This is a genomic window from Kitasatospora sp. McL0602, from assembly GCF_052076145.1.
GTDB lineage: Bacteria > Actinomycetota > Actinomycetes > Streptomycetales > Streptomycetaceae > Kitasatospora.
The window spans coordinates 1268028-1283814 of sequence record NZ_CP197246.1; the positions used below are offsets into that span (position 1 = coordinate 1268028).

Annotated in this window: 14 protein-coding genes; all 14 read right to left on the reverse strand. The window is 69.7% G+C overall.

Features of this window, described 5'->3' with window-relative positions; translation table 11 throughout:
• Nucleotides 1-32 precede the first annotated feature (32 nt).
• Nucleotides 33-686, reverse strand: coding sequence for a maleylpyruvate isomerase family mycothiol-dependent enzyme (locus ACR68M_RS05945; protein WP_441249365.1), 654 nt, complete (start codon nucleotides 684-686; stop codon nucleotides 33-35).
• 35 nt (nucleotides 687-721) lie between these two features.
• Nucleotides 722-2137 carry an adenosylhomocysteinase gene (gene ahcY, locus ACR68M_RS05950; RefSeq protein ID WP_441249366.1) on the reverse strand — a complete coding sequence of 472 codons (1416 nt, stop codon included), beginning with the start codon at nucleotides 2135-2137 and terminating at the stop codon, nucleotides 722-724.
• A gap of 16 nt (nucleotides 2138-2153) precedes the next feature.
• Nucleotides 2154-3086: a methylenetetrahydrofolate reductase [NAD(P)H] gene (gene metF, locus ACR68M_RS05955; protein WP_441251518.1), complete on the reverse strand. Its 933-nt coding sequence runs from the start codon at nucleotides 3084-3086 to the stop codon at nucleotides 2154-2156.
• A gap of 48 nt (nucleotides 3087-3134) precedes the next feature.
• The gene (metH, locus tag ACR68M_RS05960; RefSeq protein ID WP_441249367.1) at nucleotides 3135-6608 is read right to left on the reverse strand and encodes a methionine synthase; all 3474 of its coding nucleotides are present in this window, start codon (nucleotides 6606-6608) and stop codon (nucleotides 3135-3137) included.
• Nucleotides 6605-7600, reverse strand: coding sequence for a carbohydrate kinase family protein (locus ACR68M_RS05965; RefSeq protein WP_441249368.1), 996 nt, complete (start codon nucleotides 7598-7600; stop codon nucleotides 6605-6607). Before ACR68M_RS05965 ends, metH begins: the two co-directional genes overlap by 4 nt.
• Nucleotides 7601-7895: 295 nt before the next feature.
• Nucleotides 7896-9104 carry a methionine adenosyltransferase gene (gene metK / locus ACR68M_RS05970; RefSeq protein WP_441249369.1) on the reverse strand — a complete coding sequence of 403 codons (1209 nt, stop codon included), beginning with the start codon at nucleotides 9102-9104 and terminating at the stop codon, nucleotides 7896-7898.
• Between the two features lie 87 nt (nucleotides 9105-9191).
• Nucleotides 9192-9437, reverse strand: a complete 246-nt coding sequence (locus tag ACR68M_RS05975) for an acyl carrier protein (RefSeq protein ID WP_441249370.1) — start codon at nucleotides 9435-9437, stop codon at nucleotides 9192-9194.
• A 67-nt stretch (nucleotides 9438-9504) separates the two neighbouring features.
• Nucleotides 9505-9933, reverse strand: a complete 429-nt coding sequence (acpS, locus tag ACR68M_RS05980; RefSeq protein ID WP_441249371.1) for a holo-ACP synthase — start codon at nucleotides 9931-9933, stop codon at nucleotides 9505-9507.
• Nucleotides 9934-9935: 2 nt separating this feature from the next.
• Nucleotides 9936-10796 (reverse strand): hypothetical protein, encoded by an 861-nt coding sequence (locus tag ACR68M_RS05985; RefSeq protein ID WP_441249372.1) that lies wholly within the window; start codon nucleotides 10794-10796, stop codon nucleotides 9936-9938.
• Between the two features lie 46 nt (nucleotides 10797-10842).
• On the reverse strand, nucleotides 10843-11736 hold the full coding sequence (locus ACR68M_RS05990) for a diiron oxygenase (protein ID WP_441249373.1): 894 nt from the start codon (nucleotides 11734-11736) through the stop codon (nucleotides 10843-10845).
• 45 nt (nucleotides 11737-11781) lie between these two features.
• Nucleotides 11782-12831, reverse strand: a complete 1050-nt coding sequence (locus ACR68M_RS05995) for a class I SAM-dependent methyltransferase (RefSeq protein ID WP_441249374.1) — start codon at nucleotides 12829-12831, stop codon at nucleotides 11782-11784.
• A 27-nt stretch (nucleotides 12832-12858) separates the two neighbouring features.
• Nucleotides 12859-13683: an SAM-dependent methyltransferase gene (locus ACR68M_RS06000; protein ID WP_441249375.1), complete on the reverse strand. Its 825-nt coding sequence runs from the start codon at nucleotides 13681-13683 to the stop codon at nucleotides 12859-12861.
• A 58-nt stretch (nucleotides 13684-13741) separates the two neighbouring features.
• On the reverse strand, nucleotides 13742-14221 hold the full coding sequence (locus tag ACR68M_RS06005; protein ID WP_441249376.1) for a MaoC family dehydratase: 480 nt from the start codon (nucleotides 14219-14221) through the stop codon (nucleotides 13742-13744).
• A gap of 104 nt (nucleotides 14222-14325) precedes the next feature.
• Nucleotides 14326-15588 (reverse strand): trans-sulfuration enzyme family protein, encoded by a 1263-nt coding sequence (locus ACR68M_RS06010; RefSeq protein ID WP_441249377.1) that lies wholly within the window; start codon nucleotides 15586-15588, stop codon nucleotides 14326-14328.
• Nucleotides 15589-15787 lie beyond the last annotated feature (199 nt).

The following is a 15787-nucleotide window of genomic DNA, read 5'->3' on the forward strand; positions in this document are numbered from 1 at the left end:
CGCCGAGGGGGCAGACCCTGCCGGGCGCGGCCCTAGCGGTAGATGACCAGCTCCGGCGCCGTCGCGCCGGAGAGGCGGTAGCGGGACGGCTCGGGACAGCGGCCCGCGTAGAGGCGGATCAACGTACCCGGGTCGGTCTCCAACTCGGCCGGCGGGCGGCCTTCCACCAGGTTGCCGAAGGTCATGCCGCCGAGCCGGGTGGTGGCGTGCACCCTGGGTGTCAGGCGGACCCGGCTGGCGGTCGCGAGGAGGGTCAACGCGTCCTCCAGACCCGCGCCTTGGTAGGCCCCCGGCTCCTCGAGCGCGTCGCGGACGTCACCGGCGTGCACCCACTCGCCGAGCGCGATGACGTCCAACTCCCCGTCCGCTGCGGCGATCGCCGGGCCGGCCGTGACCATCGCCTCGTCCAGCTCGTCCAACACCCGCTCCAGCGGCCAGTCGACGCGCTCCAGCACGTCGGCCGCGTTGTGCGCCGGGGTGAAGGCGGGCAGCCTGCCCTCCACGATCCGGACCAGTGCCGCCCCACAGTGCGCCAGCACCTCGCGGACGGTCCACCCCGGGCAGGCCGTTGGGCGGTCGAAGTACGCGTGGGGCGTGCGCCGCAGCAGCGGCAGCAACTCGTCCCGCTCGGTCAGCAGCAACCGCCCGGGGAGCTGTGGGTCGCGGGTGTCGACGACGGTGATCACTGCTGACCTCCTTCTGGTGAGTGTCCGACTGTCCGTCAGTAGCGGTACTGCTCGGGCTTGTACGGGCCCTCGACCGGGACGCCGATGTAGGTGGCTTGGTCCTTGGACAGGACGGTGAGCTTCACGCCCAGCGCGTCCAGGTGCAGACGGGCCACCTTCTCGTCCAGGTGCTTCGGCAGGACGTAGACGCCGACCGGGTACTGCGAGGTCTTCGTGAACAGCTCGATCTGCGCGATCGTCTGGTTCGCGAAGGAGTTCGACATCACGAACGACGGGTGACCCGTCGCGTTGCCCAGGTTCAGCAGACGACCCTCGGACAGCATGATGATCGTGTGACCATCCGCGAAGCGCCACTCGTGGACCTGCGGCTTCACCTCGGTGCGCACGATGCCCGGCAGCTTCGACAGACCCGCGATGTCGATCTCGTTGTCGAAGTGACCGATGTTGCCGACGATCGCCTGGTGCTTCATCTTCTCCATGTCCGCAGCAAGGATGATGTCCTTGTTGCCCGTCGTGGTGATGAAGATGTCCGCGATCGAGACGACCTCGTCCAGGGTCGTGACCTGGTAGCCGTCCATCGCCGCCTGCAGCGCACAGATCGGGTCGATCTCCGTGACGATGACCCGGGCACCCTGGCCGCGCAGCGACTCCGCACAGCCCTTGCCCACGTCGCCGTAGCCGAAGACGACGGCGACCTTGCCGCCGATCAGCACGTCCGTGCCACGGTTGATGCCGTCGATCAACGAGTGACGGCAGCCGTACTTGTTGTCGAACTTCGACTTGGTGACAGCGTCGTTGACGTTGATCGCCGGGAACATCAGCTTGCCGTCGCGGTGCATCTCGTACAGACGGTGCACACCCGTCGTGGTCTCCTCCGTGACACCCTTGATGTCGGCGGCGAGCTTGACCCAGTCGATCGTGCTGCCCCGGAGGAGCTTCAGCACGATGGCCAGCTCCTCGTTCTCCGCCGTCGACGGGTCCGGCACGGCACCCGCCTGCTGGTACTCCAGGCCCTTGTGGACGAGCAGGGTGGCGTCACCGCCGTCGTCCAGGATCATGTTCGGGCCCTCGCCGTTCGGCCAGGTGAAGGCCTGCTCGGTGCACCACCAGTACTCCTCCAGCGTCTCCCCCTTCCAGGCGAAGACGGGGATGCCGGCGGCCGCGATGGCAGCGGCGGCGTGGTCCTGGGTCGAGAAGATGTTGCAGGAGACCCAGCGGACCTCGGCACCGAGCGCGACCAGGGTCTCGATCAGCACTGCGGTCTGGATGGTCATGTGCAGCGAGCCCACGATCCGGGCGCCCGCGAGCGGCTGCGACGCCGCGTACTCCTTGCGGATCGACATCAGACCGGGCATCTCGTGCTCGGCCAGGTCGATCTCCTTGCGGCCGAAGGCGGCGAGGGAGATGTCGGCAACCTTGTAGTCAAAAGCGGTGGTCAACGGGAACTCCATTGTCGAGAAGGGGTGTTCAGGCCGCGGCGCTGAGCGCGGCCCGGTCGGGACAGGCGAGATGGGCAGCGCGAGGCAGGCCCAGATCGCGGTAGATCTCCAGGGCGGCGGGCGTCCTGTTGAGGGTGATGAAGTGCAGTCCGGGCGCGCCCTCCGCCAGCAGGCGGCTCGCCAGCGCGGTCGCGTGCTCGACGCCGATCCGGTGGCCGGCCTGCGAGTCACCTGCGGCGGCTGCGAGTTGGGCCGTCAGCTCGGGCGGGAGGGTCGCATTGCTCAGTTCGGCGAAACGGGCGATCTGGGCATAGCTGGTCGCGGGCATGATCTCCGGGATGATCGGGGTGTCGCACCCGGCGGCTGCCACCCTGTCCCGCAGCCGCAGGTAGTCCTCCGCACGGAAGAACATCTGCGTGATGGCGTAGTCGGCCCCCGCGCGGCACTTGTCGACGAAGTGTCGGATGTCGTCGTCCCAGCTGCCCGAGCGCGGATGCCGCTCGGGGAAGGCAGCGACGCCCACCGTGAAGTCCCCACACTCCTTCACCAGCCGGACGAGATCGGCGGCGTGCTCGAAGCCCTCCGGGTGCCGGGCCCACGGGCCACCCGGGTCACCGGGCGGGTCGCCGCGCAGAGCAAGGACGTCACGGATTCCTGAGTCAGCCAACTGGCGTATGAAAGAACGGAGTTCCGAGACCGAGTGACCGACGGCGGTGAGGTGCGCAACCGGGCGCAGCGTCGTCTCGTCGGCGATCCGCTCGACCGTCTCGATCGTCCGGCCCCGCGAGGAGCCGCCGGCGCCGTAGGTCACGGAGACGAAGGCGGGGGCGACCGCCTCGACCCGGCGGATGGTCTGCCAGAGGGAGGCCTCCCCTGCGGGGGTCTTCGGCGGGAAGAACTCGAAGGAGTACGTCGGCTCGCCTGAACTCAGCTGCGCCCGCAGGCATTTGTAGTCCTTCATGACTTCGTCGGACACGACGCGCCTCCTCTTCATGGTGCTCGAGCCAGGTCAGCGGGCGTTGAAGTACTTGGCTTCGGGGTGGTGGATGACGATGGCGTCGGTGGACTGCTCGGGGTGGAGCTGGAACTCCTCGGAGAGGACGACGCCGATCCGTTCGGGCTTCAGCAGGGCGGCGATCTTGGCGCGGTCCTCGAGTTCGGGGCAGGCCCCGTAGCCCAGGGAGAACCGTGCGCCCCGGTACTTGAGCGCGAACATGTCCTTCACGTCCTGCGGGTCCTCGTTGCCGAACCCGAGCTCGAAGCGGACCCGGGCGTGCCAGAACTCCGCGAGGGCTTCGGCGAGTTGCACGGACAGGCCGTGCAGCTCCAGGTAGTCGCGGTAGGCGTCGGCCGCGAACAGCTCGTTCGCGGCCTCCGAGATCCGGTTGCCCATCGTGACGACCTGAAGACCCAGCACGTCCTTCTCGCCGCTCTCCTCCGGACGGAAGAAGTCCGCCAGGCACAGCCTGCGGCCCCGGCGCTGACGCGGGAACGTGAACCTGGTCCGCTCACTGCCGTCCTCCGCATACACGATCAGGTCGTCGCCCTTGGACGCCGCCGGGTAGTACCCGTAGACCACGGCCGCCTCAAGCCAGCCCTCGGTCTGCAACCGGTCCAGCCACATCCGCAACCGCGGACGCCCCTCCGTCTCCACCAACTCCTCGTAGCTGGGGCCGCCGCTGCGGGCCGCCTTCAGACCCCACTGCCCCTTGAACAGCGCATCCTCGTCCAGCCAGGAGGAGTAGTCCGCGAACGGAATCCCCTTGACGATCCGGTCCCCCCAGAACGGCGGCTCCGGCACCCGGTTACCCACCGACACATCGGAGCGGATCTGCCCGAGGTTCTCCTCCTCCACCTCCTCGACCTCCACCTTCGCGTGCCGCCGCTGCCGCAACTCCGGCAGCACCGCACCCGGCACACCACGCTTGACCGCGATCAACGCGTCCATCAGGCGCAGTCCTTCGAAGGCGTCGCGGGCGTAGCGGACTTCGCCTTCGTAGATTTCGTGGAGGTCCTGTTCGACGTAGGCGCGGGTCAGCGCCGCGCCGCCGAGGATGACGGGGTAGTCGGCGGCGAGGTTGCGCTGGTTGAGCTCCTGGAGGTTCTCCTTCATGATCACCGTCGACTTGACGAGCAGCCCGGACATGCCGATCACGTCCGCGCGGTGCTCGACCGCCGCGTCCAGGATCGCCGAAACGGGCTGCTTGATGCCGAGGTTGACGACGGTGTAGCCGTTGTTGGAGAGAATGATGTCGACGAGGTTCTTGCCGATGTCGTGGACGTCACCCTTGACGGTGGCCAGCACGATGGTGCCCTTGCCCTCGTCGTCGGACTTCTCCATGTGCGGCTCCAGGTGCGCCACCGCCGTCTTCATCACCTCCGCCGACTGCAGGACGAACGGCAGCTGCATCTGCCCCGACCCGAACAGCTCACCCACCACCTTCATCCCCGCCAACAGGGTGGTGTTGACGATGTCCAACGCCGTACGGGTCGTGAGGGCCTCGTCCAGGTCCGCCTCCAGGCCCTTGCGCTCACCGTCCACGATCCGGCGCTGCAACCGTTCCTCCAGCGGCAGCGCCGCCAGCTCCTCCGCCTTCGACGCCGCACTGGACGCGGTGCTCACGCCCTCGAACAACTGCAACAGCCTCTGCAGCGGGTCGTAACCCTCCGCCCGGCGGTCATACACCAGGTCCAGCGCCACCTCGCGCTGCTCCTGCGGGATGCGGGCGATCGGCAGGATCTTCGACGCGTGCACGATCGCCGAATCCAGCCCCGCCTGCACACACTCGTGCAGGAACACCGAGTTGATCACCTGACGCGCCGCCGGCGACAGTCCGAACGAAATGTTCGACAGGCCCAGCGTCGTCTGCACCTTCGGGTGGCGGGCCTTCAGCTCCCGGATCGCCTCGATCGTCTCGATGCCGTCGCGCCGCGACTCCTCCTGCCCGGTGCCGAGGGTGAACGCCAGGCAGTCCACCAGGATCGAGCCCTCGTCGATCCCGTAGTCCTGAGTGAGTTCGGTGATCAGCCGCTCGGCGATCTCCACCTTCTTCGCGGCGGTGCGGGCCTGCCCCTCCTCGTCGATCGTCAACGCGATCAGACCCGCACCATGCTCCCTGGCGAGTGAGGCGATCCGCGCGAACCTCGAATCCTCGGCGTTGCCGTCCTCGTAGTTCACCGAGTTCAGCACCGCCCGCCCACCCAGCTTCTCCAACCCCGCGCGCAGCACGTCCACCTCGGTGGAGTCCAGCACGATCGGCAAGGTGGAGGCGGTCGCCAGGCGTCCGGCGACCTCGCGCATGTCCGCGACGCCGTCCCGGCCGACATAATCGACGCACAGGTCCAGCAGGTGCGAGCCGTCCCGGATCTGGTCCCGGGCGATCTCCACACACGCCTGCCAGTCCCCCGCCAGCATCGAGTCCCGGAACTTCTTCGACCCGTTGGCGTTCGTCCGCTCACCGATCGCCAGGTAGGAGGTGTCCTGCCGGAACGGCACCGCCTGGTACAGCGACGCCGCCGACGGCTCCGGCTGCGGGGTCCGTGCGACGACCGGACGCCCCTGGACCCGCTCCACCACCGCCCGCAGGTGCTCCGGCGTCGTGCCGCAGCAACCACCGACCAGCGACAGGCCGTACTCGCGGGTGAACGTGTCATGCGCGTCCGCCAGCTCCGCCGGCGACAACGGATAATGCGCGCCGTTCTTGCCCAGCAACGGCAACCCCGCGTTCGGCATGCACGACAACCCGATCCGGGCGTTCTTGGCGAGGTAGCGCAGGTGCTCGCTCATCTCCGCCGGACCCGTCGCGCAGTTCAGCCCGATGAAGTCCACCCCCAGCGGCTCCAACGCCGTCAAAGCAGCGCCGATCTCCGAGCCCAGCAGCATCGTGCCGGTCGTCTCCACCGTCACCTGCACGAACACCGGCAGATCAAGCCCCGCCGCGGCGATCGCCCGCTTCGACCCCAGGATCGCCGCCTTCGTCTGCAACAAGTCCTGCGACGTCTCCACCAGCAACGCATCCGCGCCACCCGCGATCAGACCCGCCGCGTTCTCCTCGAACCCGTCCCGCAGCACCGCATACTCCGCATGCCCGAGCGTCGGCAGCTTCGTCCCCGGCCCGATCGACCCCAGCACCCACCGCCCACGCCCATCCACCGCAGTGAACGCATCCGCCGCCTCCCGCGCGATCCGCGCCCCCGCCTCCGACAACTCGAAGATCCGCCCCGGGATGTCGTACTCCCCCAGCGCCGCGAAGTTCGCCCCGAACGTGTTCGTCTCCACACAGTCCACGCCCACCGCGAAATACGCGTCATGCACCGACCGCACAATGTCCGGCCGCGTCACATTCAACACCTCGTTACAGCCCTCGAGCTGCTCGAAGTCCTCCATACTCGGATCCTGCGCCTGCAACATGGTGCCCATCGCACCATCAGCAACCACCACACGCGTGGCAAGCGCTTCACGCAGAGCGTCACTCCGGCTCATCGCTGCTCTCCAACCAACGCGTCGAGGTGTGGGGCGAGTTCGTCGGCCGCCTGGTCGCCGTAGGCGGCGCGGATCTCCGCTAGCAGCACCGGGAAGTCCAACTCATCACCCTGCGGACCGATCTGACGTAGCGTCACAGCTGCCAACGCACACCCCAGTTGCGCTGCCCGCTGCATGTCGAGGCCCCAAGCGGTGGCGGCCAGGAAGCCGGCCCGGAAGGCGTCGCCGAGGCCGGTCGGCTCGACGGGGTCGGCCACCGGCACTGCGGCGACCATCAGCGGCTCCTCTCCGGAGCGTTCGATCCGGATGCCGTCGGCGCCGAGGGTGGTGATCCAGGTGCCGACGCCGTCGAGGATCTCCTCCCGGGTGCGGTCGGTGTGCTTGCAGAGCAGGGCGGCCTCGTACTCGTTGGTGAAGAGCACCCATGCCCCGTCGACCAGGCAGCGCAGGTCGGCGCCGTCCATCCGGGCGATCTGCTGCCCGGGGTCGGCGGCGAAGGGGCGGCCCAGGGCCCGGCACTCCTCGGTGTGCCGCACCATCGCGGCCGGGTCGTTGGGCGAGACCAGGACGAGATCCAGGCCGCCCGACCGGGCTGCGACGGGCGCGAGTTCGATCTCCCGGGCCTCACTCATCGCCCCGGCGTAGAAGGAGGCGATCTGGTTGCGGTCGAGATCCGTGGTGCACATGAAGCGCGCTGTCTGGCGCTCGGTCGAGACGCGGACGGAGGCGGTGTCGACGCCGTGCTGCCGGAGCCAGCCGTCGTAGGCACCGAAGTCCGGGCCGACCGCTCCCACCAGCACCGGGGCGAGGCCGAGCCGACCGAGGCCGAGTGCGATGTTGGCCGCGACCCCGCCGCGCCGTACTTCGAGGTCGTCGACCAGGAAGGAGAGCGACACCGTCGCCAGCTGGTCGGGCATCAACTGCTCGGCGAAGCGGCCGGGGAACGCCATGAGATGGTCGGTGGCGATCGACCCGGTGATGGCTATACGCATGCTGGTCCTCGTCTCGGTTCGTGTCGTCGGACCGCCCACCGGGGTCCGGCCCCACCGGGCCCTCCGGGCATGCCGCTGCAACGCCCGGTCAGCGGGCGGAAGTTGAGTTGCGAGAGTTGAGTCTCGGAGATCGCGGCACGGCCGGAAGACGGCGGCGTCGGGTGCAGCGGCGGCAGCGGGTGCGCTCGGCCGGGAACGGCGGCGCTCGGCCCGGCGTGCGGCCCGGCGCGAGCGGCCGGGCAGGGGTGCGGGGAGCCGCGCTACGGCGACGGCTCCCCGCACCCGGGGCGTGGCGTCAGGCGCCGACGGCCTGGCGGAGCTTGTCCGCGCGGTCGGTGCGCTCCCAGGTGAAGTCCGGCAGCTCGCGGCCGAAGTGGCCGTAGGCGGAGGTCTGGGAGTAGATGGGCCGCAGCAGGTCGAGGTCGCGGACGATGGCGGCAGGGCGGAGGTCGAAGACCTCCAGCACGGCCTTCTGGATGTCGAGCACCGGCACGGTCTCGGTGCCGAAGGTCTCGACGAAGAGGCCGACGGGGGCGGCCTTGCCGATGGCGTAGGCGACCTGGACCTCGGCGCGGCGGGCGAGCCCGGCGGCGACGATGTTCTTGGCAACCCAGCGCATCGCGTAGGCGGCCGAGCGGTCGACCTTGGACGGGTCCTTGCCGGAGAAGGCGCCGCCGCCGTGGCGGGCCATGCCGCCGTAGGTGTCGACGATGATCTTGCGGCCGGTGAGCCCGGCGTCGCCCATCGGACCGCCGATCTCGAAGCGGCCGGTCGGGTTGACCAGCAGGCGGTAGCCCTCGGTGTCCAGCTCCAGGGCCTCGACGATCGGCCGGACGACGAACTGCTCGACGTCGGGGGCGAGCAGCGTCTCCAGGTCGATGTCGGCGGCGTGCTGGGTGGAGACGACGACGGTGTCGAGGCGGACGGCCTTGTCGCCGTCGTACTCGATGGTGACCTGGGTCTTGCCGTCCGGGCGCAGGTACGGCATGGTGCCGTCCTTGCGGACCTGGGTGAGGCGCTCGGCGAGGCGGTGCGCCAGCGTGATCGGCAGTGGCATCAGCTCGGGGGTGTCGTCGCAGGCGTAGCCGAACATCAGGCCCTGGTCGCCGGCGCCCTGCCTGTCGAGGTCGTCGAAGTCGTCCCTCTGGGAGGCGCCGTCGAGCCGGGACTCGATGGCGGTGTCGACGCCCTGCGCGATGTCCGGGGACTGCGCGCCGATCGAGACCGAGACGCCGCACGACGCGCCGTCGAAGCCCTTCTTCGACGAGTCGTAGCCGATCCGCAGGACGGTGTCGCGCACCAGGGTGGCGATGTCGGCGTAGGTGGAGGTGGTGACCTCGCCGGCGATGTGGACCTGGCCGGTGGTCACCAGGGTCTCGACGGCCACCCGGGAGGTCGGGTCACCCTGGAGCAGCGCGTCGAGGATCGAGTCGCTGATCTGGTCGGCGATCTTGTCGGGGTGACCCTCGGTCACCGACTCCGAGGTGAACAGACGACGTGACATGTGTGCGGGCCCTTCGGGTGGTGGTCGGGTTGGCGGCGCTGCCGCCGGGCGGCCCCGGAGGACCGCCCGGAACGGCGGGGGGCTCGGTCAGCCGGTGACGGCCGCGGCGAAGAACCGGGCCTCGATGCTGGACAGGCTCCGGAGGTCGTCGACCTCCAGGGTGTCCATGTCGATCGGGTTGCCACTGACCTGCTCCAGCAGGAAGACGAACTCGACGAACGACAGCGAGTCGATCAGTCGGTTCTCAATCAGGTCGAGGTCCGGGTCGATGTCGTCCCGCTCGGGGTGACGCTTGAGGATCCAGGCCTTGACCTGCTGCAGATCGGTGCTCATGACAGTTGCTCCTTCGTAGACGGTGTGCGGATGATAAATGGGTCTGCGTCTGCTCGGGGACGGTGCGTCAGATCGCCGGTGCGCTGCTCAGGACGGGCGCGCCCACGGCGACGGCGTAGTCCACGTCGTGGCTGATGCTCACCGAGATGCTCTCGATCCCGGCTTCGGCGGCCAGCGCCGCGGCCCGGCCGGTGAGCTCCACCAGCGGCCAGCCGCCGGAGCCACGGCGGATCTTGATGTCGAGCCACGGAAGCGCCCGGCCGGTGACCCGCAGGGTCTTGAACGCGGCCTCCTTGGCGGCTATCCGGCCACAGACGGTGAGCAGGTGGAGGCCACCGTCTGTCCGGCAGTCCGCCAGCTCGCGTTCGGTGAGCATCCGACCGAGGAAGGGCTCGCCGTTCTCCTCGATGATCTTTCGGACGCGCTGCGCGGAGACGATGTCCATGCCGAGGTTGGCCCAGCTCGGGGCGCGGTCAGGGACGGCGCCTTCCTCCATGGTCAGACCGCCGACCTGGCCCAGGCGACGGCACTGGTGGCAGCCTCCCAGCTGCCGTGCCGCCGGGTGAGGGCGGAGAGCCAGCGCTCCAGGCCGAAGGCGACGCAGCTGGTGAAGATCGGGTCACCGGTCTCCGCCATGGTGATGTCGCAGCGCTCGCCGAAGAAGTTCCGGTGCACGTTGACGGAGGCAATCGCCAGGTCCTCGTAGAGGAACTCGTGCTTGACTGGCGAGAGTTGCTGGAGCAGCAGGCGGGCGCCGCCACGGTCGTAGAACGGGTCGGTGGCGGCCTCCTTGCGCAGCGGCAGCTCCAGCGCCTCGGCGAACGCGGTGATCTTCTCGGTGGAGCGCCGCAGGTGCTCCTCGACGTGCTCGCGGGAGCCCATCGCGACGATCTCCCGCATGTGGAAGCCGAGCAGGCGCCGCAGGTTCTCGTAGTGCGTCTCCTTGCGGAAGCACCGGCCGACGACCGTCACGAGCGTGTCGGCGGCCAGCTGGGTACCCGCGTGGTGCAGGTAGATGCCGTAGCAGGCGGCGGAGGGCAGGCCGAGCGCGGCGGGCTCCAGGGCCTGGTGCGGGAAGGCGCCCGCCTCCTCGTCGAACGGCGCGCTCTCGCGGGCGGCGAGGTCGAGCGGTGCGGCGAGGATCGCCTGGTGCGGGAAGTTGTCGTAGTAGTCGAGCTTCTTCAGCTCGGCGGCGGGCAGCACCGGCGGCATGGTCATCGAGAGCGCACCGGCGTCGATGCCCCAGCCGGCAAAGGTGTCGTCCAGCAGGCGCAGCAGCGCCGTCGCCTCGGGGCCGAGGGCGGAGAGGCCGTTACGCTCGATGGTGGTGTCCAGTGGGGCGGTGGGGTTGGGGCTCATGTTCACCTCGTGGTTCGGCAGTTCGGCAACCGGAGTTGACGCGGCGTCAGACCGGGAGGGTGTCGTCGGCGAAGATGCCGGACTTGAGGAAGAAGGCCATCGGCTTGCGGATGACCTTGCGCTCGGCGGCTCGGCGGCCCTCGGCGGCGATCAGCGTCTCGCGCACCTCCAGAGGGTTGGCGAGCCCGGCGTCGCGGTAGACGTGCGGGTTGTAGAAGGAGTGCAGGCTGAAGACGATGTAGCGCTTCAGGTACACCTCGACCTCGCGCAGCCGCTCGGCGCTGACGGCCGCCTTCATCCGCCCGTGCAGGTGCGAGACCAGCTCGCGCCCGAAGGCGATGTGCCGGGATTCGTCCTCGTGGTGGATGCGGTTGACCTGGCGGATCGTCTCGCTGAGCGAAGTGTCCTGGGACATCCGGGTGTTGTAGAAGTCGACCATCTCCTCGAAGAAGAGGATGCGGGCGAAGACGAGGAAGTTCTCCACCTCGGGCTCGAACTTCTCGGTGGGTGCCGACTTCAGCGCCGCGCCCTTGTAGAGCTTCTTGCCGTAGCGCTTGCAGAACTCGGCGAAGAACCACATGTGCTCGTTCTCCTCACCGATGAAGTGGTGGAAGAAGTCCGAGGCGACGTCGAAGTGCGGGGTGTGGATGCGGTCCACGACCTCGATCAGCAGCTCGCGGATGCCGTGCACGTTGAGGCTGTAGAAGTTGATGCTCTCCCACTTGGAGAGGGCCTTCAGGGTCTGCTCGTCGTAACTGTCGAAGAGGGGGGTGCCGTACACCGAGATGAGGTCCGGGCTCATCCACCAGGCGTCGTCGGGCAGGCTGTCGGGCCAGACGAAGCGCTGGTACGGGTTGTAGTAGTCGTCGATGGACTTCTGCGTCAGCCGGTCGAGCAACTCGCGGAACCGGTCGGTGACTTCGAGCGTGGCGGCGGACATGAGTGCCTCCGGGGGAAGTGTGGTCGGGTCGGCGGGGCGACCGGGTCAGGGACGGGCCTCGAACACGGCGCTGACGGCGGAGTCGGTGGCACGCCGCCAGCGGGTGAAGCCGGCCTTCTCGGCGATCGCGCGCAGGGCGTGCTCGCCGGAGTGGTTGCCCAGTGCGTACGGGCCGCGCTGGGCGGCGGCGACGGGCAGGCACATCACGGCGGAGAGGCTCATGAACAGCCGCCCGGCGGGGGTGGTGTTGTCGCCGACGGCCTCGTGGGCGTTGGGCTCGACGATCATCCAGGTGCCGTTCGGCGCGAGCGCGCGGTGGACCTCGCGGGCGGCCGTCTCCGGGTCACCGAGGTCGTGCACCACGTTGAAGAAGGTGATCAGGTCGTAGTCCTCGCCGGGGTAGCCCTCGGCGGGCGCGACCTCGAAGTGGACGCGGTCGCCCATCCCGGCCTTCTCGGCGACCTCCTTGGCCTGCGAGATCGCCTCCTCGGAGTAGTCGTAGCCGTAGAAGGTCGCGTTCGGGAAGGCCTCGGCCATCAGCAGGGTCGAGTAGCCGACCCCGCAGCCGATGTCGGCGACCTTGCCGCCCTCGGCCAGCAGCTCCGCCATGCCCTCCAGGGCGGGGATCCACTTGGAGACCAGGTTGGCGCGGTAGCCGGGCAGGAAGTAGCTGCCCATACCGGAGTCGAGGCTCGCGTGGTGGTCGGCCCAGCCGACGCCGCCGCCGTTGCGGTACGCCTCGACGAGCAGGTCCTCGGTCGCGTACAGGGCCTTGATCGCGGTGAAGAAGGCAGCGGCGTAGACCGGGCTGTCCTCGTCGCCGAGCACGGCGGCCTGGGTGTCGGTCAGCCAGAAGGTGTCGGTCTCGGCGTCGTGGGTGACGTAATCGGCGCTGACCTGGGCGTGCAGCCACTCGCGGGCGTACATCTCCTGGATGTCGGCCTTCTCGGCGAACTGCGCGATGGTCAGGCGCCCGGCGCCGTTGAGCGCACGGTAGAGGCCGAGCCGCTCGCCGAGGGCGACGGTCAGGCCACGGACGGCGGCGCCCGCGTCGGTGATGACGCGCTGGTGGAATTCGGTGATCGTCTCGGTCATGAGGGGTGCCTCCGGGAGGTGGTGGGATCAGCGCTGCGGGACGTCGGCCGTGAACAGGAAGGAGCGCGGCACCCGGGGCACGTCGCGGTTGACCACCGCGTACGGCCAGCGGCCGAACTCCGCGCCCGGCTCGCCCGGCTGCTTGACCTCGCGGACGATCCAGCCGCACTCGGTGAGGAACTTCTCGGGCTCGTCGGTGCCGAAGAGCCAGGCCGAGTCGTCCGCCTTCAGGGCGTTCAGGAAGGGGCGGGCCAGCGGGTTCTGCAGCGAGACCCGGCTGGCGACGTCGCCGAGCAGCACGCTGCCGGTGCCGGTCAGCTCGCAGACGGTGCCGAGCAGGCGGCGCACCGCGTCCTCGGGCAGGAAGAAGAGCAGCCCCTCGACGACCCAGAGCGTCGGGACGTCGGCCTGCCAGCCCGCCTCGGCGAGCGAGCCGGCCCACTCCCCGGCGAGGTCGACGGCGACGGGGTGGCGGGAGACCCCGGCGGGCAGCTCGGCCTCGGCCAGCAGCCCGGCCTTGGCGGCGAGCAGCGCGGGCCGGTCCAGCTCGAAGACGGTGACGCTGTCCGGCCACTCCAGCCGGAAGGGGCGGGTGTCCATGCCGGAGGCGACGAAGACGATCTGCCGGATGCCCTGCTCCGTCACGGCCTTGCCGATCGCCGCGTCCAGGTAGGCGGTGCGGATGGCGAGGAACTCCACCGTCCCGGCCCCGGCGTAGCGCTCCAGCAGGTCGAAGCCGATCCCGGCGGCGACGGTGCGGGCGTACGGGTCGACGAACAGCGGGTTCTCCCGCTCGGATTCCAGGGCGCGCGCAGCGGCGGTCCACTGGGCGGTACGGGATACGGCTTCCACGGGAGGCCCCTCTGTGTCGGGTGATGGTGCGTGACAAGTACGGCTGGCGGTACGGGGGTTACGGGTGACACGGGTCGAGCGACCGGCCGAAGGCACGGCTGGTGCGACGGACGAAAATGCTGTGCAGGATCATGCTGAAGACGACGCTGCCGTCCTCGGCCTCCAGCTGGCAGCGCGGCTGGACGATGCCGGTGTCCGGCCGGCCGAAGGAGGGCTTGGAGCCGAGGATGTAGACCTTGGCCCGGAGCACCTCCCCCGGGCGGACGGGCTTCAGGTAGCGGATCTCGTCGACGCCGGGCGAGCCGACGCAGGCGCTGTCGGCGAGCAGCCCGTCGACGTAGCGCCGCATGAACATCGAGGCGGTCTGCCAGCCGCTGGCGATCAGCGATCCGTACGCGGAGGCGGCGGCCAGCTCGGGGTCGGTGTGGAACGGCTGCGGGTCCCAGCGGGTGCCGAAGTCGATGATCTCCTGCTCGGTGAGCGAGACCGTGCCGAGGTCGTGCACGTCTCCGGCTTCGAAGTCCTCGAAGTAGTGCATTGCTGCCCCTTGTCTGTGTCTGCCCGAAGTCCTCAAGGCCGGATTCAACATATGGCTGGCCCGTTTCTTTGGTCAAGCCAAATCTAGCGGGCCTCGATACTGTGTCAGAGCCGCACCGAAACACCATCGAGCGCCTGCTCGAAGTCCGCCCAGAGGTCCTCGGGGTGCTCCACCCCGACGGCCACCCTGACGGTGCCGGCGGCTATCCCGGCGGCCGCCAACTCGGCCTCGCCGTACTCCCGGTGGGAGGTGCTCGCCGGGTGCGTCACGAGCGTCTCGACGCCGCCGAGCGAGAGCGCCAGCGAGGCCAGCCGGACTCCCTCGACGAAGCGCCGCCCCGCCTCCCGGCCGCCCGCCAGGTCGAAGGCGAGTACGCCCCCGTAGCCGTCGAGCACCCGAGTGGCGGTCTCGTGGGTCGGATGCCCGGCCAGGCCGGGCCAGTGCACCGCCGCGACGGCCGGGTGCGCGGCCAGCCGCCCGGCGAGGTGGGCGGCGTTGGCGCAGTGCTGGCGCATCCGCAGCGGCAGGGTCTGCATGCCGCGCAGCGTCAGCCAGGCCGCGAACGGGTCGGCGGTGGAGCCGAGTTCGACCGCCCGCGCCCAGACCGACCGGTGCAGCTCGGGGTCGGCGAAGACCACCGCGCCGCCGATCACGTCCGAGTGCCCGCCCAGGTACTTGGTGGTGGAGTGCACGACGATGTCGGCGCCGTGCTCGATCGGGCGGCAGAGCAGCGGCGAGGCCAGCGAGTTGTCGACCACCCCGAGCAGGCCCGCCGCCCGGCCCGCCGCGAACAGCGCGGGCAGGTCGCTGACCTGCGTCATCGGGTTGGCGATGGTCTCCAGGTAGAGCAGCCGGGAGCGCGGGCGCAGCGCGGCCGTGACCTCCGCCGGGTCCTCCGCGGCGATGTAGGTGACCTCGATGCCGAAGCGCTCCGCGAGGTCGGTGAGGATCGCGTACGTGCCGCCGTAGAGGCAGCGTTGGGCGATGACGTGGTCACCGGGGCGCAGCAGCGAGAGCAGCACGGAGCTGATCGCACCCATCCCGGAGCCGGTGGCGATCGCGGCCGCGCCGCCCTCCAGGTCGGCGATCGCGGTCTCCAGCGCACGGGTGGTGGGGTTGGCGCGGCGGGTGTAGACGTAGGCGCCCTCGGGCCCGGCCATCGCCTCGGCGATCGCGTCCGCGCTGTCGAAGGCGAACCCGGAGGTCTGGTAGAGCGGCGGGCTGAGCGGGCGGCCGCCCTCCAGTGGCGGGACGGCCGGGTGCACGGCGCGGGTCTGCGGGTCGAGCGCCCGGCGCGGAGCGGCTGCGGCCGCGGCGCCGGGGGCGTTCGGGGAGGCGGCCGGATCGGCCTCGGCGAAGGTGGTCATACGGGTCAGGATGCGGGCGCACAGCCGTCGAGGCGGCCTGCTCCGCTGCACGTTCGTCAGGTCCGCACACAGACATGGCCTCTGACCAGGCATGATGCTAATCGTCTGCTTTGATACCTTACCCCCCTGAGGTATGACGGCGGATTCACCACGCCTTCCCCGGTATCGCTCGAACGGGCTACCATGGGCCCGGACAGCG